The organism is Agrobacterium sp. A3-95 (assembly GCF_053521785.1).
The window spans coordinates 115744-142694 of sequence record NZ_JBNWDR010000010.1 but is presented as its reverse complement, the minus strand read 5'-3'; the positions used below and the strand labels follow the sequence as shown (position 1 = coordinate 142694).

The 26951-nt window shown below is 58.6% G+C and carries 25 protein-coding genes; 17 read left to right on the top strand and 8 right to left on the bottom strand.

The window, feature by feature from the left end; translation table 11 throughout:
* Positions 1 to 3: 3 nt before the first annotated feature.
* The 6 genes from glgA to ACQZ5Y_RS23175 all read left to right on the top strand — a co-directional run bounded on the left by glgA (position 4) and on the right by ACQZ5Y_RS23175 (position 7537).
* Positions 4 to 1446, top strand: coding sequence for a glycogen synthase GlgA (gene glgA / locus ACQZ5Y_RS23200; protein WP_004431807.1), 1443 nt, complete (start codon positions 4 to 6; stop codon positions 1444 to 1446).
* Positions 1447 to 1450: 4 nt separating this feature from the next.
* Complete coding sequence (locus ACQZ5Y_RS23195) at positions 1451 to 3079, top strand: alpha-D-glucose phosphate-specific phosphoglucomutase (protein WP_004431805.1); 1629 nt, start codon at positions 1451 to 1453, stop codon at positions 3077 to 3079.
* 131 nt (positions 3080 to 3210) lie between these two features.
* Positions 3211 to 5166, top strand: coding sequence for a glycogen debranching protein GlgX (gene glgX / locus ACQZ5Y_RS23190; RefSeq protein ID WP_174060216.1), 1956 nt, complete (start codon positions 3211 to 3213; stop codon positions 5164 to 5166).
* A gap of 54 nt (positions 5167 to 5220) precedes the next feature.
* Positions 5221 to 5709 carry a MaoC family dehydratase gene (locus ACQZ5Y_RS23185; RefSeq protein WP_004431798.1) on the top strand — a complete coding sequence of 163 codons (489 nt, stop codon included), beginning with the start codon at positions 5221 to 5223 and terminating at the stop codon, positions 5707 to 5709.
* Between the two features lie 30 nt (positions 5710 to 5739).
* The gene (locus ACQZ5Y_RS23180; protein WP_336510365.1) at positions 5740 to 6468 is read left to right on the top strand and encodes a transporter substrate-binding domain-containing protein; all 729 of its coding nucleotides are present in this window, start codon (positions 5740 to 5742) and stop codon (positions 6466 to 6468) included.
* Between the two features lie 28 nt (positions 6469 to 6496).
* Positions 6497 to 7537, top strand: a complete 1041-nt coding sequence (locus ACQZ5Y_RS23175) for a DUF2332 domain-containing protein (protein WP_035199923.1) — start codon at positions 6497 to 6499, stop codon at positions 7535 to 7537.
* Here ACQZ5Y_RS23175 and ACQZ5Y_RS23170 read toward each other — a convergent pair.
* From ACQZ5Y_RS23170 to ACQZ5Y_RS23150, 5 genes are read right to left on the bottom strand one after another with little or no spacing between them, the layout of a single operon-like run.
* Positions 7534 to 8088, bottom strand: a complete 555-nt coding sequence (locus ACQZ5Y_RS23170; RefSeq protein ID WP_174060214.1) for a sarcosine oxidase subunit gamma — start codon at positions 8086 to 8088, stop codon at positions 7534 to 7536. The genes ACQZ5Y_RS23175 and ACQZ5Y_RS23170 overlap by 4 nt on opposite strands.
* On the bottom strand, positions 8081 to 11041 hold the full coding sequence (locus ACQZ5Y_RS23165) for a sarcosine oxidase subunit alpha (RefSeq protein WP_013762066.1): 2961 nt from the start codon (positions 11039 to 11041) through the stop codon (positions 8081 to 8083). The genes ACQZ5Y_RS23170 and ACQZ5Y_RS23165 overlap by 8 nt, the downstream gene beginning before the upstream one ends.
* On the bottom strand, positions 11038 to 11352 hold the full coding sequence (locus ACQZ5Y_RS23160; protein ID WP_004431787.1) for a sarcosine oxidase subunit delta: 315 nt from the start codon (positions 11350 to 11352) through the stop codon (positions 11038 to 11040). The genes ACQZ5Y_RS23165 and ACQZ5Y_RS23160 overlap by 4 nt, the downstream gene beginning before the upstream one ends.
* A gap of 13 nt (positions 11353 to 11365) precedes the next feature.
* Positions 11366 to 11776, bottom strand: a complete 411-nt coding sequence (locus tag ACQZ5Y_RS23155) for a hypothetical protein (RefSeq protein ID WP_013762065.1) — start codon at positions 11774 to 11776, stop codon at positions 11366 to 11368.
* Positions 11776 to 13029 carry a sarcosine oxidase subunit beta family protein gene (locus tag ACQZ5Y_RS23150; protein ID WP_013762064.1) on the bottom strand — a complete coding sequence of 418 codons (1254 nt, stop codon included), beginning with the start codon at positions 13027 to 13029 and terminating at the stop codon, positions 11776 to 11778. Before ACQZ5Y_RS23150 ends, ACQZ5Y_RS23155 begins: the two co-directional genes overlap by 1 nt.
* A 315-nt stretch (positions 13030 to 13344) precedes the next feature.
* Between ACQZ5Y_RS23150 and rpsU the strand changes: the two genes are divergently transcribed.
* Together rpsU and ACQZ5Y_RS23140 are read left to right on the top strand one after the other, a co-directional pair.
* The gene (rpsU, locus tag ACQZ5Y_RS23145) at positions 13345 to 13572 is read left to right on the top strand and encodes a 30S ribosomal protein S21 (protein WP_003498359.1); all 228 of its coding nucleotides are present in this window, start codon (positions 13345 to 13347) and stop codon (positions 13570 to 13572) included.
* Positions 13573 to 13693: 121 nt separating this feature from the next.
* Positions 13694 to 14590 carry a tetratricopeptide repeat protein gene (locus ACQZ5Y_RS23140; RefSeq protein ID WP_004431770.1) on the top strand — a complete coding sequence of 299 codons (897 nt, stop codon included), beginning with the start codon at positions 13694 to 13696 and terminating at the stop codon, positions 14588 to 14590.
* Positions 14591 to 14663: 73 nt separating this feature from the next.
* Here ACQZ5Y_RS23140 and ACQZ5Y_RS23135 read toward each other — a convergent pair whose 3' ends face one another.
* Complete coding sequence (locus ACQZ5Y_RS23135; RefSeq protein WP_004431768.1) at positions 14664 to 14930, bottom strand: DUF6074 family protein; 267 nt, start codon at positions 14928 to 14930, stop codon at positions 14664 to 14666.
* A gap of 338 nt (positions 14931 to 15268) precedes the next feature.
* On the opposite strand from ACQZ5Y_RS23135, the gene ACQZ5Y_RS23130 reads away from it, so the two are divergent.
* Together ACQZ5Y_RS23130 and ACQZ5Y_RS23125 are read left to right on the top strand one after the other, a co-directional pair.
* Complete coding sequence (locus ACQZ5Y_RS23130) at positions 15269 to 15547, top strand: exopolysaccharide production repressor protein (RefSeq protein ID WP_019566541.1); 279 nt, start codon at positions 15269 to 15271, stop codon at positions 15545 to 15547.
* A 110-nt stretch (positions 15548 to 15657) separates the two neighbouring features.
* Positions 15658 to 16647 (top strand): glycosyltransferase family 2 protein, encoded by a 990-nt coding sequence (locus ACQZ5Y_RS23125; RefSeq protein WP_112492814.1) that lies wholly within the window; start codon positions 15658 to 15660, stop codon positions 16645 to 16647.
* Positions 16648 to 16839: 192 nt separating this feature from the next.
* Here ACQZ5Y_RS23125 and ACQZ5Y_RS23120 read toward each other — a convergent pair whose 3' ends face one another.
* Positions 16840 to 17793: a polysaccharide pyruvyl transferase family protein gene (locus ACQZ5Y_RS23120; protein ID WP_111802033.1), complete on the bottom strand. Its 954-nt coding sequence runs from the start codon at positions 17791 to 17793 to the stop codon at positions 16840 to 16842.
* A gap of 51 nt (positions 17794 to 17844) precedes the next feature.
* Entirely contained in the window at positions 17845 to 18810 is a 966-nt protein-coding gene (locus tag ACQZ5Y_RS23115; RefSeq protein ID WP_004431756.1) for a glycosyltransferase family 2 protein, read from the bottom strand.
* A gap of 119 nt (positions 18811 to 18929) precedes the next feature.
* On the opposite strand from ACQZ5Y_RS23115, the gene ACQZ5Y_RS23110 reads away from it, so the two are divergent.
* The 7 genes from ACQZ5Y_RS23110 (at position 18930) to ACQZ5Y_RS23080 (ending at position 26918) form a co-directional block, all read left to right on the top strand.
* Positions 18930 to 20408 carry a lipopolysaccharide biosynthesis protein gene (locus tag ACQZ5Y_RS23110; RefSeq protein WP_025595239.1) on the top strand — a complete coding sequence of 493 codons (1479 nt, stop codon included), beginning with the start codon at positions 18930 to 18932 and terminating at the stop codon, positions 20406 to 20408.
* 371 nt (positions 20409 to 20779) lie between these two features.
* Positions 20780 to 21928, top strand: a complete 1149-nt coding sequence (locus ACQZ5Y_RS23105; protein ID WP_149910691.1) for an acyltransferase family protein — start codon at positions 20780 to 20782, stop codon at positions 21926 to 21928.
* 4 nt (positions 21929 to 21932) lie between these two features.
* Positions 21933 to 22724 carry an endo-1,3-1,4-beta-glycanase ExoK gene (gene exoK, locus ACQZ5Y_RS23100; RefSeq protein WP_004431747.1) on the top strand — a complete coding sequence of 264 codons (792 nt, stop codon included), beginning with the start codon at positions 21933 to 21935 and terminating at the stop codon, positions 22722 to 22724.
* A gap of 60 nt (positions 22725 to 22784) precedes the next feature.
* Complete coding sequence (locus ACQZ5Y_RS23095) at positions 22785 to 23966, top strand: glycosyltransferase family protein (protein ID WP_004431744.1); 1182 nt, start codon at positions 22785 to 22787, stop codon at positions 23964 to 23966.
* Between the two features lie 17 nt (positions 23967 to 23983).
* A complete protein-coding gene (locus ACQZ5Y_RS23090; protein ID WP_004431741.1) occupies positions 23984 to 24982 on the top strand; it encodes a glycosyltransferase family 2 protein in 999 nt (332 codons plus the stop codon).
* Complete coding sequence (locus ACQZ5Y_RS23085) at positions 24979 to 25923, top strand: glycosyltransferase family 2 protein (RefSeq protein ID WP_004431738.1); 945 nt, start codon at positions 24979 to 24981, stop codon at positions 25921 to 25923. Before ACQZ5Y_RS23090 ends, ACQZ5Y_RS23085 begins: the two co-directional genes overlap by 4 nt.
* Positions 25923 to 26918, top strand: a complete 996-nt coding sequence (locus tag ACQZ5Y_RS23080) for a glycosyltransferase family 2 protein (protein WP_004431734.1) — start codon at positions 25923 to 25925, stop codon at positions 26916 to 26918. The genes ACQZ5Y_RS23085 and ACQZ5Y_RS23080 overlap by 1 nt, the downstream gene beginning before the upstream one ends.
* Positions 26919 to 26951: the final 33 nt, after the last annotated feature.

Here is a 26951-nt window from a genome sequence, read left to right as displayed (position 1 = left end):
CCCATGAATGTCCTTTCGGTTTCATCCGAAATTTATCCCCTGATCAAGACCGGAGGGCTCGCCGACGTTACCGGCGCCCTCCCCATCGCGCTCGAAGCCTATGGCGTGAGAACGCGCACATTGATACCCGGATATCCGGCGGTGAAAGCCGCCGTGACGGACCCCGTCAAATGTTTTGAGTTCACCGATCTTCTTGGCGAAAAGGCCGATCTGCTCGAAGTCCAACATGAGGGGCTAGACCTTCTGATCCTTGACGCGCCCGCCTATTACGAGCGTTCCGGCGGCCCCTATCTCGGCCAGACCGGCAAGGATTATCCTGATAACTGGAAGCGCTTTGCGGCGCTCTCGCTGGCAGCTGCACGAATCGGCGCCGGTGTGCTTCCCGGCTGGCGGCCGGATATGGTGCACGCCCATGACTGGCAGGCAGCGATGACCCCGGTCTATATGCGTTATGCCGAAACGCCGGAGATTCCGAGCCTTCTCACCATCCACAACATTGCTTTTCAGGGTCAGTTCGGGGCCAATATCTTCAGCAAGCTCGAATTGCCCGCCCACGCCTTCGGCATGGAAGGCATCGAATATTATAACGATGTCAGCTTCCTCAAGGGCGGCTTGCAGACGGCAACCGCGCTCAGCACGGTCAGCCCATCCTATGCGGAAGAAATCCTGACCGCGGAATTCGGCATGGGGCTGCAAGGGGTGATCGGCAGCCGCGCCCATGTGCTGCACGGTATCGTCAACGGCATTGACGCCGATGTCTGGAACCCGGCCACCGACCATCTGATCCACGACAACTATTCCGCCACCAATCTCAAGAACCGCGCGCTGAACAAGAAGGCCGTCGCAGAACATTTCCGCATCGACCAGGATGACAGCCCGCTTTTCTGCGTCATATCCCGGCTGACCTGGCAGAAGGGCATCGATCTCATGGCGGAAGCCGTGGACGAGATCGTTTCGCTCGGCGGCCGTCTGGTCGTGCTGGGCGCCGGGGATGTGGCGCTGGAAGGCGCGCTTCTGGCTGCGGCATCCCGCCACCATGGCCGCGTCGGTGTCGCCATCGGTTATAATGAGCCGCTATCGCATCTGATGCAGGCGGGTTGCGATGCGATCATCATCCCCTCACGCTTCGAGCCCTGCGGCCTTACCCAGCTTTACGCGCTGCGTTATGGCTGCGTTCCCGTGGTTGCCCGAACCGGCGGCCTTGCCGATACGGTGATCGACGCCAACCATGCCGCCATCGCCAATAAATCGGCGACCGGTGTACAATTCTCACCCGTCACGCTCGACGGTCTGAAACAGGCGATCCGCCGGACCGTGCGTTATTATCACGACCCGAAACTTTGGACACAAATGCAGAAACTCGGCATGAAATCCGATGTTTCCTGGGAAAAAAGCGCTGCGCTCTACGCCGCGCTTTACAGCCAGCTTATTTCGAGAGGCCATTGAAACAATGATCAAGACCGTTCAGACGACACCCTTTCAGGATCAGAAGCCGGGCACATCCGGCCTGCGCAAGAAGGTGCCCGTCTTCGCCCAGGAAAATTATGCCGAAAACTTCATCCAGTCGATCTTCGACTCGCTTGAGGGCTTTCAGGGCCAGACGCTGGTGATCGGCGGCGATGGCCGTTATTACAACCGCGAAGTCATCCAGAAGGCGATCAAGATGGCGGCCGCCGCCGGTTTCGGCAAGGTGCTGGTCGGTCAGGGCGGCATTCTCTCCACCCCCGCCGCCTCCAATATCATCCGCAAATACAAAGCCTTCGGCGGCATCGTTCTTTCCGCCAGCCATAATCCTGGTGGCCCGACCGAAGATTTCGGCATCAAATACAATATCGGCAATGGCGGCCCAGCGCCGGAAAAGATCACCGACGCGATCTATGCCCGCTCGAAGGTCATCGACAGCTACAAGATTTCCGACGCTGCAGACGTCGATCTCGACAAGGTGGGCAGCTTCAAGGTGGATGAACTGACGGTCGACGTCATCGATCCGGTCGCCGATTATGCCGCTTTGATGGAAGAACTGTTCGATTTTGCCGCCATTCGCGCCCTGATTGCCGGCGGCTTCAAGGTTGTCGTCGATTCAATGAGTGCCGTCACCGGCCCCTATGCCGTGGAAATCATCGAAAAGCGTCTCGGCGCGCCGAAGGGCTCGGTCCGCAACGCAACGCCGCTGCCCGATTTCGGCGGCCACCATCCCGACCCCAACCTGGTGCACGCCAAGGAGCTTTATGACGATGTCATGAGCCCGGAAGGTCCCGATTTCGGCGCAGCTTCGGATGGCGACGGCGACCGCAACATGGTGGTCGGCAAGGGCATGTTTGTCACCCCGTCCGACAGCCTGGCAATCATCGCCGCCAATGCGCGGCTCGCGCCCGGTTATGCCGCCGGCATTTCCGGCATCGCCCGTTCCATGCCGACAAGTGCCGCAGCCGACCGCGTCGCCGAAAAGCTTGGGCTTGGCATGTACGAGACGCCAACCGGCTGGAAATTTTTCGGCAATCTCATGGATGCCGGCAAGGTTACAATCTGCGGTGAGGAAAGCTTCGGCACCGGCTCCAACCACGTGCGCGAAAAGGATGGCCTGTGGGCCGTGCTCTACTGGCTGAACATTGTCGCCGCCCGCAAGGAAAGCGTGAAGGACATCGTTACCAAGCACTGGGCCGAATATGGCCGCAACTATTATTCCCGCCACGATTATGAGGAAGTGGATTCGGACGCCGCAAACACTCTGGTGGCCATCCTGCGCGAAAAACTCGCAACACTTCCTGGCACCAGCTACGGCAATCTTAAGGTCGCAGCTGCTGATGATTTCGCCTATCTCGACCCGGTCGACCAGTCCGTCAGCAAGAACCAGGGTATCCGCATCCTGTTCGAAGGTGGTTCGCGCATCGTGCTGCGCCTTTCCGGCACGGGCACTGCGGGCGCAACGCTCAGACTTTACGTCGAGCGCTATGAGCCGGATGCGGCCCGTCACGGCATCGAAACGCAGGCGGCGCTTGCCGACCTTATTTCCGTTGCCGATACGATCGCCGGCATCAAGGCCCATACCGGCCGCAACGAACCGACCGTCATCACGTAAGGTTTTGCATTGCACGCACCGTTTCCGGCAACGGGCATAGCGAAAAACTTGGCAGGCGGCCATGAGGCCGCCTGAGGTTACTGACTAACCTCCCCGCCAGACTCGATATCATCATCTTCCGGAGAGAGACCATGCAGAAACCAGCCGTTTTCCCCAAAGGCGTAACCCAGACGGAAAACGGAACGGAATTTGCGGTCTATTCCCGGCACGCCTCACAAATCGACCTTTGCCTTTTTGATGCGACGGGCGAAAAAGAGACGGCGCGTTTGCCAATGAGGCGCGATGAGAATGACATTCACCGGCTGACAGTTGCCGAGACCGGCCCCGGTGCGCGATATGGCTTCCGCGCCGACGGCATTTATGCCCCCGAACATGGCCTGTGGTTCGACCCCGCAAAACTGCTGCTCGACCCCTATGCCACGGAGATAGACCGGCCATTCCGGCATGATGCCGCGCTTTTGGCCTATGGCGAAGACACGGGCGCGATCATGCCGAAGGCGATCCTGTCGCAATATGAGCAGGTCAGGCGCCAGCCGCCACGCTTTGCCGAAGGCGGGCTGATTTACGAACTCGCGGTTAAATCCTTCACCAAATTGCATCCTGCCGTGCCGGAAGAGCTGAGAGGCACGGTGGCAGCGCTGGCTCATCCTGCCATTATCGCGCATTTGAAAAAAATCGGTGTCGATGCGGTGGAGCTGATGCCGATCACCGCCTGGATCGACGAGCGCCACCTGCCGCCGCTTGGCCTTTCCAATGCATGGGGATACAATCCCGTCGGCTTCATGGCGCTCGATCCGCGCCTCTGCCCCGGCGGAGTGCGGGAGCTGCGCGACACGGTTGCAGCCCTGCACGCGCAAGGCATTGGCGTCATTCTCGATCTGGTCTTCAACCATACGGGTGAAAGCGACAGCGAAGGCTCCATCCTGTCTTTGCGCGGACTGGACAATCTCACCGCTTTCCGTCACCCGGAAGGAAAGCCGGGCGTGCTGGTCAATGACACCGGCACCGGCAACACGGTGGCCTGCGATCATCCCTATGTGCGCCAGCTCATTATCGATTCCCTGAGGCATTTCGTTCTCAATGCCGGTATCGATGGCTTCCGTTTCGATCTCGCGCCCATATTGGGACGAACGGCTAGTGGCTTCGACATGGCCAGCGAAACGCTTGCCGCCATGCACTCTGACCCGGTACTATACGACCGCGTGCTGATCGCCGAACCATGGGATATCGGCCCCGGCGGCTATCAGCTCGGCAATTTTCCGGAGAGCTTTCTGGAATGGAACGACCGCGCCCGCGACGACATGCGCCGGTTCTGGCGCGGCGATGCGGGAACGACCGGGGCGCTGGCCAATGCGCTTTCCGGCTCTTCGCCGATCTTTTCCCGCCATGGACGTTCGAAAAGCCGCAGCGTCAATTTCCTTGCCGCCCATGACGGTTTCACCCTGTTCGATCTCGTCAGCCACGAACACAAGCACAATGAGAAAAACGGCGAGAACAATCGCGACGGGCATAATGAAAATCATTCCTGGAACAATGGTTTGGAGGGATTGACGGACGATCCTGCCGTCGTGGCCGCCCGCCACGCGGATGTGAAAGCGCTGCTTTCCACGCTCTTCGTCAGTCGCGGCACGTTGATGCTGACCGCCGGCGATGAGGGTGGCCGCAGCCAGTATGGCAATAACAATGCCTATTGTCAGGACAACGAGATAACGTGGGTCGACTGGTCGTCGCTCTCCCAGGAGCTGACTGACCACACGGCATTTCTTGCAGCACTTCGCAAACGCTTCGGCGTGTTTTCGCAAACCGAGTTTTTCTCCGGCAACGGCGATGTGGCATGGCTTGCCCCCGGCGGAGAACCGATGACGGTCGCGGAATGGGAAAGGCCGGACATGCCGGCTTTCGCCATGGTGCTTGCCACGCCGGACCACGAGACCGAAAACGACGCGGAGCTTGCCGTGCTCATCAACCGCAGCCATGAGATCGTGCCCTTCACCCTGCCGGGCGACGACTGGCAAGCGATGGGCACGGATTTCGGCAATCCGGCCTTCCTGCCTGCCCGCTCGGTGGTGTTTTATCTGCGCGGTTGATCGCTTGGCCCCGGCACCTTTATAAGTTCCGAAAGGCAATCGAGAAGAGGTAACATGGCAAAGGAAATAGCGCTGGCGGAAATGAAAAATTTCGTCGGCACGGAGCTGGGCGTTTCCGACTGGATCACCGTCGACCAGACAATGATCGACGCCTTCGCAAAAGCGACGCTGGACGAACAGTTCATCCACACCGACCCGGAACGCGCCAAGGCGGAAAGCCCCTTTGGCGGCACCATCGCGCATGGGTTCCTGACGCTCTCGCTGCTTTCGGCTCTGAATTACGATGCCCTGCCCCGCATTCGCGAAACGACCATGGGCATCAACTACGGCTTTGACGCCGTCCGCTTCGTCACGCCGGTCAAAAGCGGAGCACGGGTGCGTGGCCGTTTCACTTTGGCTGAGGCGCGGTTTCGCGGCGCCGCCATGCTGGTGACGACCTATGATGTTACGGTGGAGATAGAAAACGAGAAAAAACCGGCGCTCACTGCCCGCTGGACAACCATCACCCAGTTCAACCCCGAGGACAGGCCGCAAGACGCCTGATGGCGAAGTAAATCCCAATTTGAGATCGGAGTGTCTGTGAGATTCGCATATTTGATAGAACCTCCGTTCAACTACAGGAACGAATGCGGCGATGTGACCGGGTGCGATGTGGAGTTGGCGCGAGTCATTCTAGCCATGATCGGTATTCATGACATTGAATTCATCGAAGCCGAATTCTCGCAATTGTTGTCTGGGCTGAACGAAAACCTTTGGGATATGACTACTGGCCTCTTCGATACCGCTGAACGCAGAAAGATCGTGACGTTCAGCCATCCCATCTGGGCGTTGCCTGATGGACTGTTGGTGAGGAAGGGCAACCTCAGAGATCTGGACGGATACGCATCGGCAGCAAAAAATCCGGAATGTACGCTGGTCGCGATCCGTGATCAGATCCAACATCGCGCAATTATGGAAGCGGGCGTGCCCGATGACCGCATTCTCATTTGCGAGACCTACGACGAGGCCGCTCAGGCCGTATTGGATGGGCGTGCCGACGCCTATGCCAGCGTGGCCATGGCCCATCTCGGTTTTATGCAGCAAAATCCAGAGCTCGATTTGGAAGTTGTCTCCGTTTTACCGAAAGAGAGACCAGCAGCCTCAGGCGCATTTGCTTTCCGCCAATCCGACCGGGAACTCCAGAGCGCGGTCGATGCGGCGCTCCCTTGTTATATCGGATCAGACGAGCACCGTGTGCTGATGCGCAATTTTGGTTTTGATGATCAAGCCCTCGTCAACCGCGAGGCCAGTCTGGCAAAGTAACGCCAGACTGCGCAAAGGAGACGGCCCAATGCATGATGAAGCCGTAAGAGACGCGTTTCTCGCACAGGCAAGAGCCTGCGACAGCCTCGGTTCGCCCTTTACCGCACGGCTTTGCCGCGCGGTGGCGGCGCGGCTGGATCGCCAGACGGACGTTGGCGAGATGATTTTGTCCTGGCCTGGCGATGTCGGCCCGTCCGGCGATTCCGTCCCACTGCGGCTTGCCGGTGCCCTGCATGCGCTTGTCATCGAGGACAAGATCACTCCTCTTGTCGATATAGCACCCGAAGACGAGAATGCGCTCTGGCAGGCTTGCGCAAGTGCCTTGCGCTTCCATTCGGGCTTCATCCTCGAAAGACTGAAATCGCCGCCGCAGACCAACGAAGTCCGCCGTTCCGCTGTGCTGCTGCCGGGTTTTCTTTCCATTGCGGAGCTTTTTGGCAAGCCGATGGTCCTTTCAGAGGTCGGCGCCAGCGCCGGTCTGAACCTGCAATTTGACCGCTACCAGTATCGTCTTGGCGATCTTGCCTGGGGCAGGCAATCCGAAGTGTCCATGTCGCCGGAATGGCGCGGAGACACCCCGCCCGACAAGCGGATAGAGGTCATCGAGCGCGCCGGCTGCGATCTTAACCCACTCGATCCGTCGTCTGCCGAGGACCGGTTGCGGCTGATGTCATATGTCTGGGCCGATCAGACCGACAGGCTGGAGCGCACGGCGGCCGCCCTGCGTATTGCGGTGGAGAACGGCTTGCACGTTGAAAAGGCTGACGCAATTGACTGGCTGCAACGCCGCCTTGCCGCGCAACATTCGGGCGCTGCCCATGTGGTCTACCATTCTGTCGCCTGGCAATATCTTCCCGATGCGCTGAAAGAGGCCGGCGAAACGCTGATCGCCGAGGCTGGAAGCCGTGCCACCCCTGAGGCTCCGCTTGCCCGCCTGCAGATGGAGGCAGATACGACGCCGGGAAGCGCCGCAATCACCCTGCAAATCTGGCCGACCGGTAAGAAACAGGAAATCGGCCGCGCCGATTTCCATGGGCGATGGGTGGAATGGCAGGGGTGGAAAAGCTAGACCGCCACATCCTGCGCCGCTTCCTGCAACAGGCCGCCGACATATTCGGCTAAGGAGCGCCAGCACTCTACCCGGAACGTATCGTCAGCCACGCGCAGCAGCACCACTTCCGCCTTGCCGAAAACCGTTCGCGAGCAGGCGCCGATCGGGAACTGTGCGATAGACAGATCCTGCGGGCAACCGGCGTTCAGGGCTACCTCCGCGCCGGGGCCGGAAACGATGACAGCCGTGTTGCGGTGGGAAACGTCGGTCGCCGAAAACAGGCCGGGAACGGTGGCGAGCGCCGCCATCAGGTCGCTTTCGCCCTGATCGATCACCAGCCATTCGTCCGGACCAAGCCAGAGAGCGGAGCGCAAACCCGATGTGACAGAGCTTTTCGGGCTGTTGGGCAATAACAGGCCGAGTGCATCCGAGAGGGCCGGCAGTGCGCTTTCCCTTGCGCGCAGCGACAGCCGCGACGCCGAGGCGGCGGGCTTCAGCGAGACGAAGGGCGAACCACCGTGGAAATCCTCGAGTACGGATTTGCGTTTTGCGTGAAGTGTGTCAGCCATTGAGACGGGCTCCTTCCTTGTCGAGGAAGACCATGTCGGTCACTTCGACGGCAATTGTTTTATCGGCAAGCGGGATGTAGAGCGTTTCGCCCATGCGCGCCCTGCCATCCGCCACCAGCGCAAAGGCGATGGAGTGGCCGAGATTTTCCGACCAGTAGGCGGAAGTGACATGGCCGAGCATGGTCATGGGTTTCGGCTGGTTTGGATCAGCAACGATCTGGCCACCCTCTTCGGGAACAGTCAGCCGGTCCTTCGTCTTGAGGCCCACAAGCTGCTTTCGACCGGAGCGCATGAGATCCGGGCGTTTCAGACCGCGAATACCGACGAAATCCGTCTTCTTCTTGGAAACGGCCCAGGCAAGCCCCGCATCGTCAGGTGTCACGGTGCCGTCGGTATCCTGTCCGACGATGATGTAACCCTTTTCGGCACGCAGGATGTGCATGGTCTCGGTGCCATAAAGGCATCCGCCCACCGCTTCGGCCCGTTCACGGATCGCGGTCCAGACGGCAGCGCCGTAATCGGCCGGAACGTTGATTTCGAAACCAAGCTCACCCGTGAATGATACACGGAAGAGACGCGTGGGCACACCGCAGAAGGTGCCTTCCGCGACCGCCATATGCGGGAAGGCTTCGGGCGAAATATCGATACCCTCGACGAAAGGCGCGATCACCTCGCGCGCTTTCGGTCCCTGCACCGCAATCACCGCCCATTGTTCGGTCGCCGATGTCAGCCAGACATTCAGCTCGGGGAATTCGGTCTGGAGATAATCCTCCATGTGCTGGAGAACGCGCGGTGCGCCGCCCGTCGTCGTCGTCACGTGGAAACGGTCCTCGGAAAGGCGACCGACAACACCGTCATCGTAAACGAAACCGTCCTCGCGCGTCATGATGCCATAGCGGCAACGGCCGGGTTTCAGTGTGTCCCAGGCATTTGTGTAGATGAGGTTCAGGAACTTAGCCGCATCGGGGCCGACCACCTCGATCTTGCCGAGCGTGGAGGCATCGAACACGCCGACGCTTGTCCGCACCGTCTTGCATTCGCGGTTGAGCGCCTCGTGCATATCCTCTCCGCCGCGCGGGAAGAACCATGCGCGCTTCCAGTTGCCGACATCCTCGAAAAGGGCGCCTGCCGCAGCCTCTTCGTCATGCATCGGCGTCTTGCGGGTCGGGTCGAACAGCGCACCGCGCGAATGGTTGATGAGCGTGCCGAAGGTGACCGGCGTGTAGGGTTGGCGGAAAGTGGTGAGACCGACCTTCGGCAGATCCCGCCCAAGCGCTTCCGAGGCAATGGCAAGGCCATGCATGTTGGACATCTTGCCCTGATCGGACGCCATGCCATTGGTGGTGAAGCGCTTGATATGCTCGACCGAATGCATGCCTTCACGCACGGCCAGGCGAATATCCTTGGCGCAGACATCGTGCTGGAAATCGATGAAGGCCTTGACGCCGGTGCCTTCGCCTGCCCCTTCCGCAGCGCCGATCATGCCGCCGGTCCAGGCGCGCGCATTCTCGCCGGAGAATTCCGCTGCACCGCCGCCTGCGGCAGCAGCCTCGGCGATCAATGCGGCGAGATCGTCCGTGCCGTTGCAGGCGCCGACTGACACACAATTCTGCACATGGATGTCAGGCAGGAACCGCTGGTTTGCCGCGTCAAACTTCAGCTTGCCGCGCGATTGCGAGAAGAGATGCACCGAAGGCGTCCAGCCCGCCGAAACGACGAGCGCGTCGATGGCAATCTTGCGCTTGTTAGAGCCGCCATTGCGGCCAACGCTCATGGAAGAAACGCGCAGCCGCCCTGACGTATCGTAAACACTGTGACCCGCCAGTACCTCGATGCCCAGCGCCCGCGCCTCGTCCAGCAGCCGCCGATCGGGGTTCTCGCGGCAATCCACGATAGCGGCGATCTTCACACCCGCTTTCTTGAGATCGAATGCCGTCTCATAGGCAGAATCATGGGCAGTGTAGACACCGACATTATTGCCGACGGTCACGCCGTAATGGTTGAGATAGATGCGCGCAGCAGAAGCCAGCATGATGCCGGGACGATCATTATTGGCAAAGACCATGTGCCGCTCGATCGCGCCTGCCGCCAGAACGACTTTCTTGGCGCGGACCTGCCACAGTCTTTCACGTGGCTGGTGTTTGGCCGGCGTGGCGAGGTGATCGGTCACACGCTCGGCCAGCGCCACGAAATTGTGGTTGTAATAACCGAACGCTGTCGTGCGGGTCAGAACACGCACATTGGGCAGCGATTTCAGTTCAGTGAAAACTTTTTGCGCCCAGTCATATCCGGACAGGCCGTCGATGACCGCACCGGTATCAAAACGCAGCGCGCCGCCAACTTCGGCATTCTCATCAACCAGAATGACGCTGGCGCCAGTTTTTGCAGCGGCGAGCGCCGCTGTCAGCCCGGCCACACCGCCGCCGGCCACCAGCACGTCGCAATGGGCATAGCGGCCGGAATAATGATCCGCATCCGGCTCGGTCGGCGCCTTGCCGAGACCGGCTGCGCGACGGATGATCGGTTCATAAATCTTGTGCCACGCGGCCTTCGGCCACATGAAGGTCTTATAGTAGAAACCAGCCGCAAACATCGGCGACAGGAAATCGTTGATCGCACTGATATCGAAGGACAGCGACGGAAAGCGGTTCTGCGAGGCGATGATGGCGCCGTCGAATACATCCTGCACCGTGGCGCGCACATTCGGCTGTTTGCGCAGGCTGTCACGCGATACGTCGATCAGCGCATTCGGCTCCTCCGGGCCGGCGGAAAGGAAACCACGCGGACGGTGATATTTGAACGAACGGCCAATCAGATGCACGCCATTCGCCAGAAGTGCGGATGCAACCGTGTCGCCTTCCAGCGCCTGATAGATCTTGCCGTCGAAGGTGAAGCGTGCCGTTCTGGCAGGTGTCAGGCGACCGGCGCCCTTGATACGATAATCGCCGCTCATTGCGCAGCTCCCTTTTGGGCGGAAAGAACCGCGTCGGCATCCGGTTTCGGCTCGCCTGCCTTGTAGGTCATCAGGAATTTATCGCTGACGGAATCGCGGGCGGCGTTGAAAAAGCGGCCGCAACCGTGAATGTGGCGCCAGCGCTCGAAAACGAGACCTTTGTCATTGTCGCGAATGAAGAAATATTCGGCAAAGGCCTCGTCCGAAATATCGGCAATGTTTTCCGGCCGGGCGATATGGGCTTCGCCCGCCCAGCGAAATTCGAGTTCGGAACGGTCTTCCCGGCAATAAGGGCAATGGATCAGAAGCATCGTGGCTCCACCTTCAAAGAGAACTTTCCGGAAGCATGCTTCCGGCGGGTTGGTCACACAGCCGCTTTCCCATCGCAACGAAGGGGGAAAGCCGCTTCAAGAGCTGCTCGAAATTATCGAATGGTTTCAGCGCCGAGGCCCGACCCATATTGATGATGGCAACCGCCATCATGTCGGTGTCGATCGCGAAGGGCTGGTCCTGCGCACCATTTTCCTTCTCGCCGACGAAATAGACCAGCTTGTCCGCGAGACTCGGGGCGCAGAGCAAAAGGCCTTTTTCCGCCACGAAAGGCCAGTCGCGTTCACCCTGCATTCTCTGGATTTTCTGGCTACGAAAATCCCCCATCTCGGGGATGAGATTGCCCGCCGGCACGACCGCCGCCGCAACACCCATGTTTGCCGAAAGCATAACCGCCGCCAGCATCAGTGCGCCACGGCGGCGGCAGCGGCCTCGTCGATGAGGCGTCCGGTGCGGAAACGATCGAGCGTCAGCCCCGCCGCCAGACGGTGCGGTTCGCCGCGCGCGATGAGATGCGCAAACAGATTGGCCGAGCCCGGTGTCGCCTTGAAACCGCCCGTGCCCCAACCGCAATTGACAAAGAGATTTGGCACCGGCGTCACACTCTGAATGGCGGAGCGATCGGGTGTATTGTCGGTAATGCCGCCCCATTGGCGCATCATCTTGACGCGGCGGAAAATCGGGAACAGCTCGCAGATGGCGTCAAGCGTATGCGTGATGATCTGCAGGCCGCCAGTCTGGGAGTAGGAATTATACTGGTCGGTGCCAGCACCGATGACCAGCTCGCCCTTGTCCGACTGGGAGATATAGGCATGTACCGTATTGGACATGACGACACAGGGGAAGATCGGCTTCAGCGGCTCTGATACCAGCGCCTGCAACGGGTTGGAATGCAGAGGCACACGCACATCCGCCATTTTCATCAGAACGGAGGAGTGGCCGGCGGCGGAAACGCCGATTTTCTTTGCGCCAATGAAACCGCGATTGGTCTCGACGCCCGTGACCGCGCCATCAGGTCCGCGCCTGATGGCCGTGACTTCGCAATTCTGGATGATGTGCACGCCGCGATCGGAAGCCGCACGCGCATATCCCCAGGCCACCGCATCGTGACGCGCCGTGCCGCCGCGCCGCTGGAGGGCAGCACCGTTGATCGGATAACGCGCATTGCCGGAAATCTCGAGCGGCGGGCAATAGGCCTTGGCCTGTTCCGGCGTCAGCCATTCATTGTCTATTCCATAGAGACGGTTGGCATTGATATGGCGCTTGAAGGACTGCTGGTCGTGAATATTGTGCGACAGCATCATAACGCCGCGCGCCGAATACATGACGTTGTAATTGAGATCCTGGCTCAGGCCTTCCCATAATTTCAGGGAATGCTCGTAGATATCCATGCTCTCTTCATAGAGATAATTGGAGCGGATGATGGTGGTGTTGCGGCCGGTATTGCCGCCGCCTAGCCAGCCCTTTTCCAACACCGCTATATTGGTAATGCCGTGTTCCTTGGCAAGATAATAGGCGGCCCCAAGACCGTGGCCGCCGCCACCGATGATGATGACGTCATATTCCTTGCGCGGCTCGGGCGACGCCCATTGCGCATCCCACCCCTTATGACTCCGCAACGCCTCGCGCGCCACGGCAAAAACGGAATATTTGCGCATTCGCAGTCTGCTCCTCAAGAACCGGCCAGAAGCCGAAAGCATAGCTCCGGCACATATTATACACATGGCAAATCGGCATCGGAGGCAATATCCATTTTGCGACGCCGCAATGCTTTTGTTTCGACATTGCAGGCAGAATGCCGGGATAGCTGGATTTTGGCTGTTGAATATGCGGTACCGTATGGACTTGCTGCAAATGTTCTGATATTGCACGTCACCAATCGCTAGGCTCGACGGCCGAACGAACGATTTTATTTGCGTGCGAATGCCTTTATTCTCACAGCAAGACAACCAAACAAAAGGAACGGGTTTCACGTGCAGGTACTAGTCCGCGACAATAACGTTGATCAGGCGCTTCGCGCTCTCAAGAAAAAGATGCAGCGCGAAGGCATTTTCCGTGAAATGAAAATGCGCGATTATTACGAAAAGCCTTCCCAGAAGCGCGCCCGCGAAAAGGCTGAAGCTGTTCGTCGCGTTCGCAAGCTGGCACGCAAGCGCGCACAGCGCGAAGGTCTGGTTGCAGCTCCGCGCGCAGGCCGTTAATAGGCCGTCTTTTGGACGTTTTTGAATGCTTGTTGGGCGGGGGCGATCAATTCGCCGCCGCTCTTTGTGTTTGTGGCCGGAGAATGATCTTGAGACCGGCCTGCGAGGGAACCCCCACCGAATGACCGCTGTTGATGCCTGTGTTGTGAAAAACTCCGATGCCTCCACGCGCCGGGTGCTCCTGAAAAACAACAAGAGATTCCGTGTTTCCCTTGTCGTCTGTACCGTCCTTGCCGGTCTTTCCGGCTGCGCTACGTCCAACCAGACTGACGATGTCTTCAGGATCGACCGTGCCCAGGGCTCGCAGGAAAACATTGCCTCGCTCACCTCGGTCATCAACGCCAATCCGCAGGATCCGGAAGGCTATAACGTCCGTGGCTCCGCTTACGGCCGCGCCGGCGATTCGCGCCGCGCCATCGAGGATTTCAACAAGGCGCTGCAACTGAACCCGCGCTTTTATCAGGCCTATGCCAACCGCGCGCTCGTGTATCGCAATTCCGGCCAGCAGCAGCAGGCCTTGCAGGATTACAACGCCGCTTTGCAGATCAATGCGAGCTATGACGTAGCCCTGATCGGCCGTGGCAATCTTTACCGCCAGTCCGGCCGCGTCAACGAAGCTTTCAACGACTTCTCCCGCGCCATCGAACTCGAAACCACCGATGGCCGCGCGTGGCACAATCGTGGCCTGATCTACCAGCTGCGTAACCAGCATGCCCAGGCCATCGAGGACTTCTCCAAGGCCATCTCGCTGTCCTCAACCTCGCCGGAACCCTATAACGGCCGTGGTCTTTCCTATGTCGCGCTGAATGACGACGAAAACGCTTTCGCCGATTTCAACCACGCCATTTCGCTTGATGGCAACGTCGCAGAATCATGGGCCAACCAGGCACTGGTCTATGAGCGCCGCGGCGAGATGGCGAAAGCCGCAAAGTCCTATTCGCATGCGGCACGGCTTGATCCGAAATATAAGCCCGCGCTCGACGGCATTGCCCGCACGCGCGGTGCCGGCGCATCCTGATCAAAAACAGATACGAACAGAAAAGCCGGCGGTGCGACACCTGCCGGCTTTTTTATGCGAAACTTTTAAAGCCTCAATGGCTGTCGCGGCGCGCCTCGGGCGTGGCATCCCCCGCCCACAACTCCGCCTGCACCGCATTTTGAAACTCCATGACCTCGCGCCGCATGGCGGCGTCCTCATAGCCGAGGCCCGTCAGATAGGCGGCCAGTTCACGGCATTCCCTGCGCCAGAAATCATTCGCCTCCACACCATGCAGCCGGTCGAGCATGGTTGCGCACCGTTTTACGTTGGCAATACGGTTCTTTGCCGGAAAGGCGATTACTTCCGAATTCGTCGTCACGCGGGCACCTTGCTCTTCGAGGAATCAATACCGACTTTTTAAAGGCTGGATGGTTAACGAAGTCTGCTATGCAGGAGAGAAGGCCGCTAACGCCTTGCAGGGACGGGTTCTGCAGCCTGTCAGACGCAAGAATCTGCGCTGGCGGAGGACACCGATTCGGGCAAATCGCCGATTACCAAGGAATTTACCAATCAAGATTACCGAAATTTCATGCCGTGGGAGATAGAAGAAGTATATGTGTGTTGAAACAACACCGGTCTCATCGTATATTCTTGCAAAGAAAAAAAATGCCGCAGCGCAGCCAAAAACGGAGAAATCGTTCTCGGGAGGAGAGCACCATGTATGCACCTCGTGTATTTTTCAGCATGATTGGTGCATTGCTTGCCTTTGCGGTCGCTACATATTTCATCCACGGGTCGTTCTATACGGCATTCATCCAGACCCTCATCTGCGCCGTCATTCTGCAAACCGGTTATTTTATTGCACTTCTGGTTCTGGTCGCCCGGGAGAAACGCCGGATGCGCGAAACCTTCGCGCTTGATCGCAGCGCCGAGATCATGACGCCGGACACGGTAAGCAGCGCCCCGCCACATGGCGCGAAACTGACCGATATGTGACCTCTCACGCACATTCTTTTATTGCGCCGCAAAAAAATCACTTGCATCCACACCCCTGACACTTTCTGCTGAGCAAATCCTGACGGTTCGTCACAGCAGAAGGACAACACATGGTGAGCGGTTCACAGCCCATTTGCGTCATCATCGCTGCGAAAAATGCATCTGATACGATAGATATCGCCATCCGCTCCGCCCTTGTGGAGCCGGAGGTCGCCGAAGTCATGGTGATCGACGATGGCTCCACCGATACGACCAGCGATGTCGCGCATGCGGCGGATGACGGCACCGGCCGTTTGCGGGTCGTGCGATTCGATGTCAATCGTGGCCCTTCGGCCGCCCGCAACCATGCGATCTCGATTTCATCCGCGCCGCTCATCAGCATTCTCGATGCGGACGACTTTTTTTTCAGAGGCCGTTTTGCCGCCATGCTGGAAAATGACGACTGGGATCTGGTGGCCGACAATATCGCCTTCATCCAGCAATCGGTTCCGGGCGCGTCGTCCATGCAGCCGGCCCGCTTCGAACCACAGGCCCGGTTTCTGTCGCTGACGGAGTTCGTGGAAGGCAATATTTCCAGACCCGGCGTGGAACGCGGGGAAACCGGCTTTCTGAAACCGGTGATCCGCCGCGCCTTTCTGGACAAACATGCGTTGCGGTACGACGAGCGCCTGCGTCTCGGCGAAGACTACGAACTTTATACCCGCGCGCTTGCCGCCGGTGCCCGTTACAAGGTCATCCGTCATTGCGGTTACGGGGCGATTGTCCGCGGCAATTCGTTGAGCGGCCGTCACAGCACGGAAGATCTTCGCCGTTTATACGAAGCGGACAGGGACATTCTCACCAGCTGCAAGCTGTCGGCCAGCGAGACGGCGATCCTGCTCGAGCACGAAAAACACATCCGCGCGAAATTCGAGCTTCGCCATTTTCTCGATGCGAAAAAGCAGAAAGGGATGGGCGGCGCGTTGAGCCACGCTCTTGCGCGCCTGCCTGCCCTGCCGGCCATCACGCGCGGCATCTGGACCGACAAGACCGCCCGTTTTCGCAAACCGGCGCCGGTTCGGGATATTCGTTATCTGCTGGACGGCACGCCGGTTTCCTGAGGGAAAACCTCCAGCGGCGAGGATGATGGCAAGTTCGATATTCTCTCATTCGTCATGCCGGACTAGATCCGGCATCCAGTCATGGCGCGTCTGCGCCATGAAGAGAGTCTTTTGCGATCAAGGACTTGAGCGCGCTGGACCCCGGACCCAGGCCGGGGTGACTGTGTCCGAAATTGCTGAGGCAACCCGCCTTCAGAGATAATCGCGTTTGACCGTTTCCAGAACAGCGGAAAAACGCTCCTTGCGTTCCTCCAGCCTGCCATCCGGGCTGAGACGCGGTTCGGCACGGCTTGCCTGCCACAGCGCCAGCGTGGAAGGTGCTGCCAGCACTTGCTTGGCCAGTTTGCGCAGCGATAGGGATTGGCTTGCCTGCGGCCGCACCAGCACATCGCCCTCAAGCGCCGGACCGGATCCAGCCTCGGCAATAACGGGGGCTGGCGGCGGCGGGAAGCTCATACCCCAGAAACGCGACCCCTTTTTCGCCGCCTCGGCGCGGGTGGAAACTGGCACGTAACGCGGCTGATACTCCACACCGACCGTGCCTGCCCAATCGCTCCACTTGAAACTGTTGATCGAGGGAGATGTGCTCACCGCCACCCATGGCACGCGGAACGCATCGGCAAGAATGGCGCCATGCATGGATTCGGCCACGATAAATTCAGATTGGGCGATGGCGCGGATGACCGACATCGCCTCGCCGCGCGGGTCGAGATAGGTCAGTCCCGCCGGTTCGCAAACCGTTTCCCACATGCCGAATTCCGCCGATTCCCAATGGGGAACGAAGGTTTTCTTGTAGAGTTTCGGCAGGCCTTTGAACTCTGGCATCTCGGTCACCATCACGGCGGGATCGACAATGCCCTTTTCGGGAGAAAGTCCCAATTTGGCTGCGGTTTTTTCGCCGCGCACGCAGCGAATGTCCCAAAATCCAGTGCTTGTATCCGGCACCGCGCCGTAGCCATAACCGCTGCCGATCACAAGCTTGCGCTGCTTTGCGGGCAACAATGTATCATTGAGAACCGTGCCGACACCGACGAGCATCACATCGTCATGCACGTCCCGCAGCCCGGGCAGCAGAAAGTCCCACAGCCACAGATTGAGATCGTCGCCAAAATTTCCGTGATGCGATTCCCAGTGGTAAGGTTTCATGAAGTCACTCCTGGGTGAAAAACATATAAATTCTTGCAGGCAAGAATTCGATTATCTTGTCCGCACTATTTTGCCTGCGCCGAGCTCAAAAGCCGCTCGCAGGAGTGCCGGATCGCGCATCGCCCACTTCAGCAGCAGTCCGAATTCGGGCACCTTGCGCCGTTTCAGATTGCCCGCTTGGCTCCAGAGCGCCTGTTTGCGCGCCGTATTTTTATAGGAAGCGATCGAGGCCACATCGTCCGGCCGCCGCGAAAATCGCCCCTCCAGCGTATCGAGCGCAACCCAGGTATTGAACTGCTGGCGCAGGAATTCCGGCGAGGTATTGTCGATGCTGTGGAAGATATTGACGCCCATTCCGCGCATGGCACCGGCATCGTCACACAGAAGCGTGCGCTTGGATGCGAGGATGGAATCGCAGAAAAACAGCACATCTTCCGCCGCAAGCCGGAGCGCCGGATCGAAGCGTATCTTTTCAAAAAGCGGGCGGCCGATCACCATGCAGGAGAGATGCAAGAAGCTCCAGTTGCGCAGCATCACGCTCGCCAGATCCGGCAGCTCGATCACCAGAGGCCGCTCGGAAAGCCTTGCGGCGCCCTCGTTCTTCTCCAGCTCGGAAATGGCGAAATGATAATAAAATTCGTCACTTGCCTGCATGGATGCCCAATAGCACTCACCGCCAAATGTCTTCAGCGCGAAGGCCGCATTCTGGAGATGATCGGGCGTCCAGATGTCGTCCGAGTCAAGAAATGCGACGTAATCGCTGCCAGCAGGAACGTGGTCGAGACCGGTATTGCGCGCACCACCCGGCCCGCCATTGGCCTGCTTAATGACGAGAATCCGCTCTTTCTGCGCTTGCGAAAGTTCTGCAAGCTCATTGTCTATCGGATATGGCGATTCGTCATCGACGATGACAAGATCGAAATCCTGGTAAGTCTGCGCAAAAACCGATGCGAGCGCACGTCCAAGAATTCCGTGCTGCTTTTGGTAATAGGGAATGACGACAGTAAATCTTGCCATTGTTTCGCCCCTTGCGTTGATCAAGAAGTGTCGGGCCCGATCCTAAAAGCGGCCCCGATGGTATCGGCAACTCCCCACCGGCGTTCCTCCCCGCCGGCCTCCAGAAACAGGATGCTTGTATGCCCCCAGCTCCAAATGTAAAGACCATCACCACGAATGTCGGCTGGAGCGTCTTGTCTAAGACAGGGACATTCGGGCTTAAATTTGTCACCGTTCCCATTCTTGCACGACTGCTGACACCGGAAGAATTTGGTGTGGTTGCAGTCGGCTTAACGGTTGTACAATTCCTGACCATGATAGCCGGAGCGGGGCTGACCTCGGCGCTGATCGTCGAGAAAGAAGAGGATATGGATACAATCCATACCGTCTTCTGGGCAAATCTGGCGATTTCCTGCACCATGGCCGCTGCGCTCTACATTTTCGCGGAGTTCTTCGGTGGGCTTCTGGGTGCGGTGGAAAGTGCCTATCTGCTGCGTATCATGGCCTTTCTCATTCCGTTGCAACTTGCGGGTGATGTCGCCTATTCACTGCTTGCCCGGCGCATGAACTTCAGCCAGGACGCGCTGTGGAGCATGGCGTCTGAAAGCATCGCGGCGGTTGTCGCCGTGGCTATGGCGCTTCTCGGCTTCGGCGTCTGGGCGCTCATCATCCAGCTTTTCGCCGCCGCACTCATCAGGCTTGTCGGGCTATATGCCGTTTCCCGCTATTGCCCGCGTTTCGTCATGAAACCGCGCCGTCTGGTGCCGCTTCTCGGTTTCAGCTCCGGCCTGATGGGATCGGAAATCGCCAATTTCGTCACCTTCCAGTCGCCGATGGTGGTGATCGCCCGGCATCTCGGCCTTGCCGATGCGGGCGCCTATTCCGCCTCCAACCGTTTTGCCAGCATTCCCAATCAGGTCGTGCTGTCGGCCGTCATGGGCGTGCTGTTTCCCGCCTTCAGCCGTATGATGGACGATCCGCAGCGCCGGCGTGATGCCCTGATGTTCAGCACGCAGGTTCTGACCGTCCTGCTTGCGCCGATGATGTTCGGCCTCTGGGCGGTGGCCGAACCGGCCATGCTGGTGATTTTCGGGCAGAACTGGGCTTATGCCTGGCCGGTTCTCGGTCTCCTTGCCCTCTCGAAAGCCATTCTGACCCCATGCAGCACCTTTATCCCCTATCTCAAGGGTGCCGGCTATGGGCGTGTTCTGTTCTGGTCGGCCACGATCCGCGCCATCGTCACCACAGTTGCCGTCTGGGCTGCAGCCGTCTACGGCAGCCTGATCGACGCGATGATTTGGCTCTGCATCGTCAATGCGGTGACGCTGGTTGCCTACTCATGGGCGGTGTTCAAGGCAAGCGATACACCCTTTCTCAGCGGCCTCTATGTCAGCAGCAGACCGATGATTGCAGCGCTGGTCATGGCCGTTTCGGTGCGTTACCTGCTTCACATCATTGCCGAACGCATCCCCAGCGCAACGCTTCAGGTGCTCGTTGGCGCCGCAGTCGGCGGCGTCATCTATGCGGCGCTGATTTTGCTGACCGAACGCGCCCTGCTTGGAAAAATCCTCGGGATGGTCAAATCGCGGCGAATGCGTGAAAACGCAACCCAAGGTTAGTGTCTCGTAACCGAAAGCGCCTCATTTCGGCCGTTAACAGGTCTCACCCGTCACGGATATGTGTTTCGTGACGGCATGGCAAAGCCATTTTTTTGCGGTGCAATATCGCGTACAATGATAATATCGCTTCCTTTGGCGATTTTTAGTGACGACTTAAATCTAGAAAAAATTAAATATTTTCAGTTGCTTAATTTTTTAAAGTCGCACGGAATGCCGGAACGCCAGACAATCACCCGCAATATCTAAGCTTGTGTTTTTCCCGCGTCGCCACATTTTACCCTAAAGTCGAAACCAGACTTACGAGTGCGGGCTTAAGTTCGCTCTGGTTGCAACGCGGCGTGGGTGGACGCCGCCCAATAGGGGTGACTGATGTGACTGTCGATCAGAACCTATCCTCCCGTATCAATTTGATGCGTATATTGCTGATCTCTGGAATCGTGTTCGTCCATGTGCCGCACGATGCCGAAACCAGCCCTTTTCTTGGCCTTTACGGCTTCTTCGACTGGCTGCGTGTTTTTCTGGGCGACGCCCTGTTTCGCATCGGTGTGCCCTGTCTCAGCGCGATATCCGGCTATCTGCTGTTTCGTCGCGGCATGAGCGGGTTCGATTATCCGGCGACGATCCGTTCGAAGTCGAAAACGGTGCTGCTGCCCTTCCTGCTGTGGAATGGCGTGTTGTTTGCCGCAATTTTGCTTATCCAGCTGTTTGACGTTGGTGTGGGTTATTTCCCGGACCTCTGGAACGCCAGCCCGCGTGAAATCATCAGCCATGGCACGGCGCTCGAAGAACTGCCGGTAAACGTGCCGCTTTATTTCCTGCGCGACCTGTTCGTCTGCATCCTGCTGTCGCCGGTGCTCGCATTTCTCATGCGCCGCTTTGCGCTGCCAACGCTCGCTATCCTGCTCTTCATAACCGCCATGCCTGATCTGACGATCTTCATAGTCCAGAAGAAATCGATCCTGTTCAGCTTCTCACTGGGCATCGCACTTGCGCTGCACCGCGTCGATGTCAAGGCACTCGATCCCTACGCCTTCCCGATCATGGCGCTGACCTTTGTCGCTGCGGCCATGCTGGCAACAGGCCTCTATTTCACCGGCCCGGAGTTTACCTTCTGGCTGAACATGTCTCGCAATTTGCTCGCTGTTTTCGGCGCGCTCGGTTTCTGGGCGTCGTCGGCGCTTTTGATCCGCAGCAGGCTCGGCAAGCGGCTTTCCGAAACCGGAAGCCTCAGCTTCTGGATATTCTGCGCTCACTATCCGTTGCTCGTCATCATGTGGATGGTCTGGAACAAGGGCGGACCCGATTTCTACCCCGCCTTCTATGTCATCGCCACGCTGTCCGCCTTTGTCATTCTGGTGGTGAGCAATGCACAAACCCGCAAATACCTGCCGGCCGTCTATGCCGTGCTGACCGGAAGCCGGAACGGCAAACGCAAGACAACGTCCGAATTCGCTGCAAAACGGGCCTCCATGATCGGCCCGCCCACATCCGAAACACTTTATTCGCAACGACAGAGGTGAACCAATGACAACATTTGTCACCCGCGTTCAGACACGCATTCTTCTCGCCGCCGCCCTGCTGGCGACACCCTTCACGACACCGAGCCAGGCACAAGAAGGCAACGGTGCATCCTTCATCGAGAATTTCGATCAGATGGACCGGTCGTTCTGGTACGTCTCCGACGGCTGGAACAACGGTGCGCATCAGAACTGCACCTGGTCGAAGAAACTGGCCACGGTGGAAAACGGCCAGCTGACGCTTGGTTTTGAGGAAGCAAAGTCCGGCGACCGCAACTTCGCCTGCGGTGAAATCCAGACCAAGGGGCGTTATCGCTACGGCACCTATGAAGCACGGATGAAAGCCGCTACCGGCTCCGGATTGAACTCCGCCTTCTTCACCTATATCGGCCCGACCGACAAAAAGCCCCATGATGAAATCGACTTCGAGGTTTTGGGCAAGAATACGGGCAAGGTACAGCTGAACCAGTATATTTCCGCCAAGGGCGGCAATGAGAAACTGGTGCCGGTAGAAGGCGGAGCTGATGCTGGCTTCAACGATTACGCCTTCGTGTGGGAGCCTCAGCGCCTGCGTTACTACGTCAACGGCAAGCTCGTTCACGAAGTCACGGATGAGACCAAGATTCCGCAGAATGCCCAGAAGATTTTCTTCAGCCTGTGGGGAACCGACACGTTGAAGGACTGGATGGGTGCCTTTTCCTATTCCGGCGCAACACAGATGATTGTTGACCGCTTCGCCTTCACGGCGCTCGGCGACAAATGCCAGTTTCCCGAATCCATCGCCTGCGCCCTTAACTGATTGCTTTTTTAAACCTGAGCCTCGGCGTCCTTGACGTATGAAACCAACCGGAACCCATGCATGATCCATGTTCTTTATCTCGCGCATGATCTGTCGGACCCCGCCATTCGCCGGCGGGTGTTGACCTTGCTTGCGGGCGGCGCGCGGGTCACGCTGGCGGGCTTCCGGCGCGGACAGAACCGGCTTGCAGAGATCGAGGGCGTGGTGCCGGTCATTCTCGGAGAAACCGCCGATGGGCGGTTTCTTCAGCGCATGGCAGCCGTCGCCAAAGCCAGCCTCTCGCTCGGCAAAACATTACGCGGCATCCCCATGCCCGACGTCATTCTTGCCAGAAACCTGGAAATGCTGGCTCTCGCAAAACGGGCCATGTCGCTTTACGACCGCCAGCCGGCACTGGTTTACGAATGTCTCGACATTCACCGCCTGCTTCTCAATGAGGGCAAGCCGGGGCAGCTTCTCAATGCGGCCCAGCGCTATTTCGCCCGGGATGCCAAGCTGCTGGTGACGAGTTCTCCAGCTTTCGTCGAGCATTATTTCAAACCCGTTTCCGGCCTGAACCTTCCCGTGCTGTTGCAGGAAAACAGGGTGCTGGCGCTTGATGCCGCTGTAGCAGCCACCCCACAACCGCGCCCACCTGCCCCCGGCGAACCGTGGAAAATCGGCTGGTTTGGGGCGCTTCGCTGCCGCAAATCGCTCGAAATCCTCGCCGATTTTGCAAGGCGCATGGATGGCAAGGTCGAAATCATCCTGCGCGGCCGGCCGGCCTATTCGGAATTTGCGGATTTCGATGGTTTCGTGGCTGCCGCGCCGCATGTGCATTTCCACGGGGCCTACAAAAACCCTGAAGATCTGGCCACCATCTATAATGAAGTGCAGTTCACCTGGGCGATCGACTTCTTCGAGGAAGGCCAGAATTCAAGCTGGCTGCTGCCCAATCGGCTCTATGAGGGATGCCTTTACGGCACCCTGCCGATTGCACTTGCAGGCACGGAAACGGCTCGTTTCATCGAAAAGCGCAATATCGGTTTTGTTCTGCAAAATGCCGGTGCAGATGATCTGGCCGCTCTTTTCAACACTATGACTCCACAAACGTATACGGACGCCTTCGACGCCCTCTCGGCACTCGATAAGAAACAATGGCTGACCGACCGCGACGATTGCCGTCAGCTGGTCCAGCAATTGTCCTCTCTTACAAAATCCGCTTCCGGCCATGCCCGTGAAGCTGCGTTTTCACCCGTGTAGTGCGTAGGGGGCAAATCATGGAAGGTCTTGGTCATTCCGGCATCAGAACTCTGATCGTCATTCCCTGCCTCAACGAGGCAAAGACGATCGAGGCGTTGCTGCGAAAATTCACCGGCGCGATGGATGGGCGTATTTTCCGCATCGTTGTTGCCGATGGCGGCAGCACGGACGGCACGCGCGACATCGTTTCCGCCTTCGCCGTAACGGATGACCGCGTTACGCTCCTTCCCAATCCCAAGCGCATCCAGAGCGCCGGCATAAACCTGGCCGTATCCACTTTCGGCGAGGATTTCGACTACCTCATCCGCATCGACGCCCATGGCGATTATCCGGATGATTATTGCCAGCGGCTGATTGAAGACGCGGATCGCACCGGCGCGGATTCCGTCGTGGTCGCCATGGATACGGTCGGGCACGGCCTGTTCCAGAAGGCGACGGCGATTGCGCAGAATTCCAAACTCGGCAATGGCGGCTCAAAGCACCGCGAAGGCGCCAAGGGACACTGGATCGACCATGGCCACCACGCGTTGATGCGGATCGCCGCCTTCGACGCGGTCGGTGGTTACGATGAAAGCTTCAGCCACAACGAGGATGCCGAACTGGATTTCCGGCTGCGCAAATCCGGTTTCCGTATCTGGATGACCGACAAGACCCGCATGACCTATTATCCGCGCGCTAGCGTCATGCCTCTGTTCAGGCAATATCTCGCCTATGGCCGTGGCCGGGCAAAGAACCTGCTGAAACATCGCTCGATCCCGAAGATCCGTCAGATGATTCCGCTGGCTGTCCTGCCGGTCTTCGTGCTTGCCCTGCTGTCGCTTGTGCATTGGGCAGCACTTATTCCGCTTGGCCTCTGGATCGCCGCATGTGTGGGTTATGGCTTGTGGATGGCAATAGGTCAGAAAAACCCATACGGCCCGCTCGCCGCCTTTTCCGCAATGGTGATGCATCTGGCGTGGTCCACCGGCTTCTGGCTGGAACTCCTGAAATTCCGGGGAAAAAAGGCTGTCTCATGACCGACCTCATCGTCACCGAACCACACAATTCAAAGACCGTCGATATCGGCATCTGTACCTACAGACGTCCGGCGCTGGTCGCCACACTTCTGTCACTGTTCGAACTGGAAGTGCCCGAAGGCGTGACAGTTCGCCTGATCGTTGCCGACAATGATGAGGAACCAAGTGCCAAGGCAAGTGTGGATCGGCTGCGCGAAACTTCGCCTTTCGAGATCGCCTATGTCCATTGCCCGAAATCGAATATCTCGATTGCCCGCAACGCCTGCCTCTCTGAGAGCCGGGCGGACTATCTGGCCTTTATCGACGATGATGAGACCGCCCCGCCGCACTGGCTGGCCGCACTTATGGAAAAGGCAGGCGAAACCGGCGCGGATGTCGTTCTTGGCCCAGTGACGGCGGTTTACCGTGAGAATGCGCCGGGCTGGATGAAACGTGGCGATTTTCACTCGACCGTGCCCGTCTGGGTGAATGGCGAGATCATCACCGGCTACACCTGCAACACGCTTCTCAAGATGGACGCCCCATCGGTAAAGGACCGGCGTTTTGCGCTGGCGCTCGGCCAGAGCGGCGGTGAGGACACGCATTTCTTCTCGCATCTCCATGCTTCGGGCGGTCGCATCGTCTTTGCGCAAAAGGCCGTGCTCTCCGAGCCGGTGCCGGAAAACCGCGCCCGTTTCATGTGGCTTGCCAAACGTCGCTTCCGCTCCGGCCAGACCCATGGCCGTGTGCTTGCCGAAAAGAAACCCGGCGCAAGACGCGTGATGCAGGTGCTGAAGGCAGGATCGAAAGTTCTCTATTGCGCCGTCTTTGCCGCGCTGAACGGTTTCAACGCCGTGCGCCGCAACCGCTATGCCCTGCGCGGCGCCTTGCATCTCGGCTCGGTAAGCGGCGCCTTCGGAGTGCGCGAAATCCGCCAATACGGCGCGGTGGAGGCAACCTGATGGAGAACCTTAACCCTCAGCCCGATATCAGCTTCGTCATTGCCGCCTATAATGCCGCAGAGACGATCGAAGCCGCCATTCAAAGTGCGCTTGAACAGCAGGGCGTGACACTGGAGGTGATCGTCGTGGACGACCGCTCCGCCGACGAGACGATCTCGCTCGTCGAGGCCATTGCGGCCAACGATCCGCGTGTCCGGCTGCTTGCGCTTGAACAGAACCTCGGACCGGGAGGCGCGCGCAATGCCGGTATCGACGCAGCAACCGGACGCTTTATCGCAGTTCTCGATTCGGACGACGTCATCCGCCCCGACCGTTCCGCCTGCATGATGTGCCGGGCAGATGCGGCCAATGCGGTGATCGCTGTCGACAATCTCGATGTCGCCTATACGGACGGCAGGCCGATGGAAACGATGTTCGCAGAGGAGTTTCTGGAGGAAAGACCCGTCCTTACCCTTGAGGACTTCATTTCCTCCAACATCCTTTTCCGCTCCACCTTCAACTTCGGCTACATGAAGCCGATGTTCCGGCGCGATTTCCTAAATAGCGAGGGATTGCGTTTTCGCGAGGACATCCGCATCGGCGAGGATTACATCCTGCTTGCCTCGGCGCTTGCCGCCGGCGGCCTTTGCGTCATCGAGCCGAAACCGGGCTACATCTATAATATTCGCGAGGGTTCGATCTCGCGCGTCCTCGAAATCCACCACGTCGAAGGAATGATGCGGGCGGACCAGGAGTTTCTGAGCCACTACGCGCTGTTGCCCGCCGCCATGGATGCGCAGCAGGCCAGAAGCCGTAGCCTGCAACTGGCCCGTAACTTCCTGACATTGGTGGAAGACATCAAGCGCCGCTCGATTATCGGCGCGCTGAAGACAACGATCAGAGATCCCGCCGTGCTGGGGCATTTGAGAATGCCCATTGCCGTGCGGCTGAAGAGGTTGCGGAACGCGATGTTTGCGCCCGCGGCAAATACTGGGGTGAAAAGGCAGATTTCGTAAAATTTGTGAGCGGACAAATCTGTACGCGAAAAA

Coding starts and splice junctions, on each gene's coding strand:
- ACQZ5Y_RS23110 (WP_025595239.1), top strand. CDS start 18,930: ATGCCCCCAGCTCCAAATGTAAAGACCATCACCACGAATGTCGGCTGG.
- exoK (WP_004431747.1), top strand. CDS start 21,933: ATGACAACATTTGTCACCCGCGTTCAGACACGCATTCTTCTCGCCGCC.
- ACQZ5Y_RS23090 (WP_004431741.1), top strand. CDS start 23,984: ATGGAAGGTCTTGGTCATTCCGGCATCAGAACTCTGATCGTCATTCCC.
- ACQZ5Y_RS23160 (WP_004431787.1), bottom strand. CDS start 11,352: ATGCTTCTGATCCATTGCCCTTATTGCCGGGAAGACCGTTCCGAACTC.
- glgX (WP_174060216.1), top strand. CDS start 3,211: ATGCAGAAACCAGCCGTTTTCCCCAAAGGCGTAACCCAGACGGAAAAC.
- ACQZ5Y_RS23125 (WP_112492814.1), top strand. CDS start 15,658: ATGGTGAGCGGTTCACAGCCCATTTGCGTCATCATCGCTGCGAAAAAT.
- glgA (WP_004431807.1), top strand. CDS start 4: ATGAATGTCCTTTCGGTTTCATCCGAAATTTATCCCCTGATCAAGACC.
- ACQZ5Y_RS23195 (WP_004431805.1), top strand. CDS start 1,451: ATGATCAAGACCGTTCAGACGACACCCTTTCAGGATCAGAAGCCGGGC.
- ACQZ5Y_RS23115 (WP_004431756.1), bottom strand. CDS start 18,810: ATGGCAAGATTTACTGTCGTCATTCCCTATTACCAAAAGCAGCACGGA.
- ACQZ5Y_RS23170 (WP_174060214.1), bottom strand. CDS start 8,088: ATGGCTGACACACTTCACGCAAAACGCAAATCCGTACTCGAGGATTTC.
- ACQZ5Y_RS23085 (WP_004431738.1), top strand. CDS start 24,979: ATGACCGACCTCATCGTCACCGAACCACACAATTCAAAGACCGTCGAT.
- ACQZ5Y_RS23140 (WP_004431770.1), top strand. CDS start 13,694: ATGACCGCTGTTGATGCCTGTGTTGTGAAAAACTCCGATGCCTCCACG.
- ACQZ5Y_RS23120 (WP_111802033.1), bottom strand. CDS start 17,793: ATGAAACCTTACCACTGGGAATCGCATCACGGAAATTTTGGCGACGAT.
- ACQZ5Y_RS23080 (WP_004431734.1), top strand. CDS start 25,923: ATGGAGAACCTTAACCCTCAGCCCGATATCAGCTTCGTCATTGCCGCC.
- ACQZ5Y_RS23185 (WP_004431798.1), top strand. CDS start 5,221: ATGGCAAAGGAAATAGCGCTGGCGGAAATGAAAAATTTCGTCGGCACG.
- ACQZ5Y_RS23165 (WP_013762066.1), bottom strand. CDS start 11,041: ATGAGCGGCGATTATCGTATCAAGGGCGCCGGTCGCCTGACACCTGCC.
- ACQZ5Y_RS23150 (WP_013762064.1), bottom strand. CDS start 13,029: ATGCGCAAATATTCCGTTTTTGCCGTGGCGCGCGAGGCGTTGCGGAGT.
- ACQZ5Y_RS23175 (WP_035199923.1), top strand. CDS start 6,497: ATGCATGATGAAGCCGTAAGAGACGCGTTTCTCGCACAGGCAAGAGCC.
- ACQZ5Y_RS23155 (WP_013762065.1), bottom strand. CDS start 11,776: ATGCTGGCGGCGGTTATGCTTTCGGCAAACATGGGTGTTGCGGCGGCG.
- ACQZ5Y_RS23095 (WP_004431744.1), top strand. CDS start 22,785: ATGATCCATGTTCTTTATCTCGCGCATGATCTGTCGGACCCCGCCATT.
- ACQZ5Y_RS23130 (WP_019566541.1), top strand. CDS start 15,269: ATGTATGCACCTCGTGTATTTTTCAGCATGATTGGTGCATTGCTTGCC.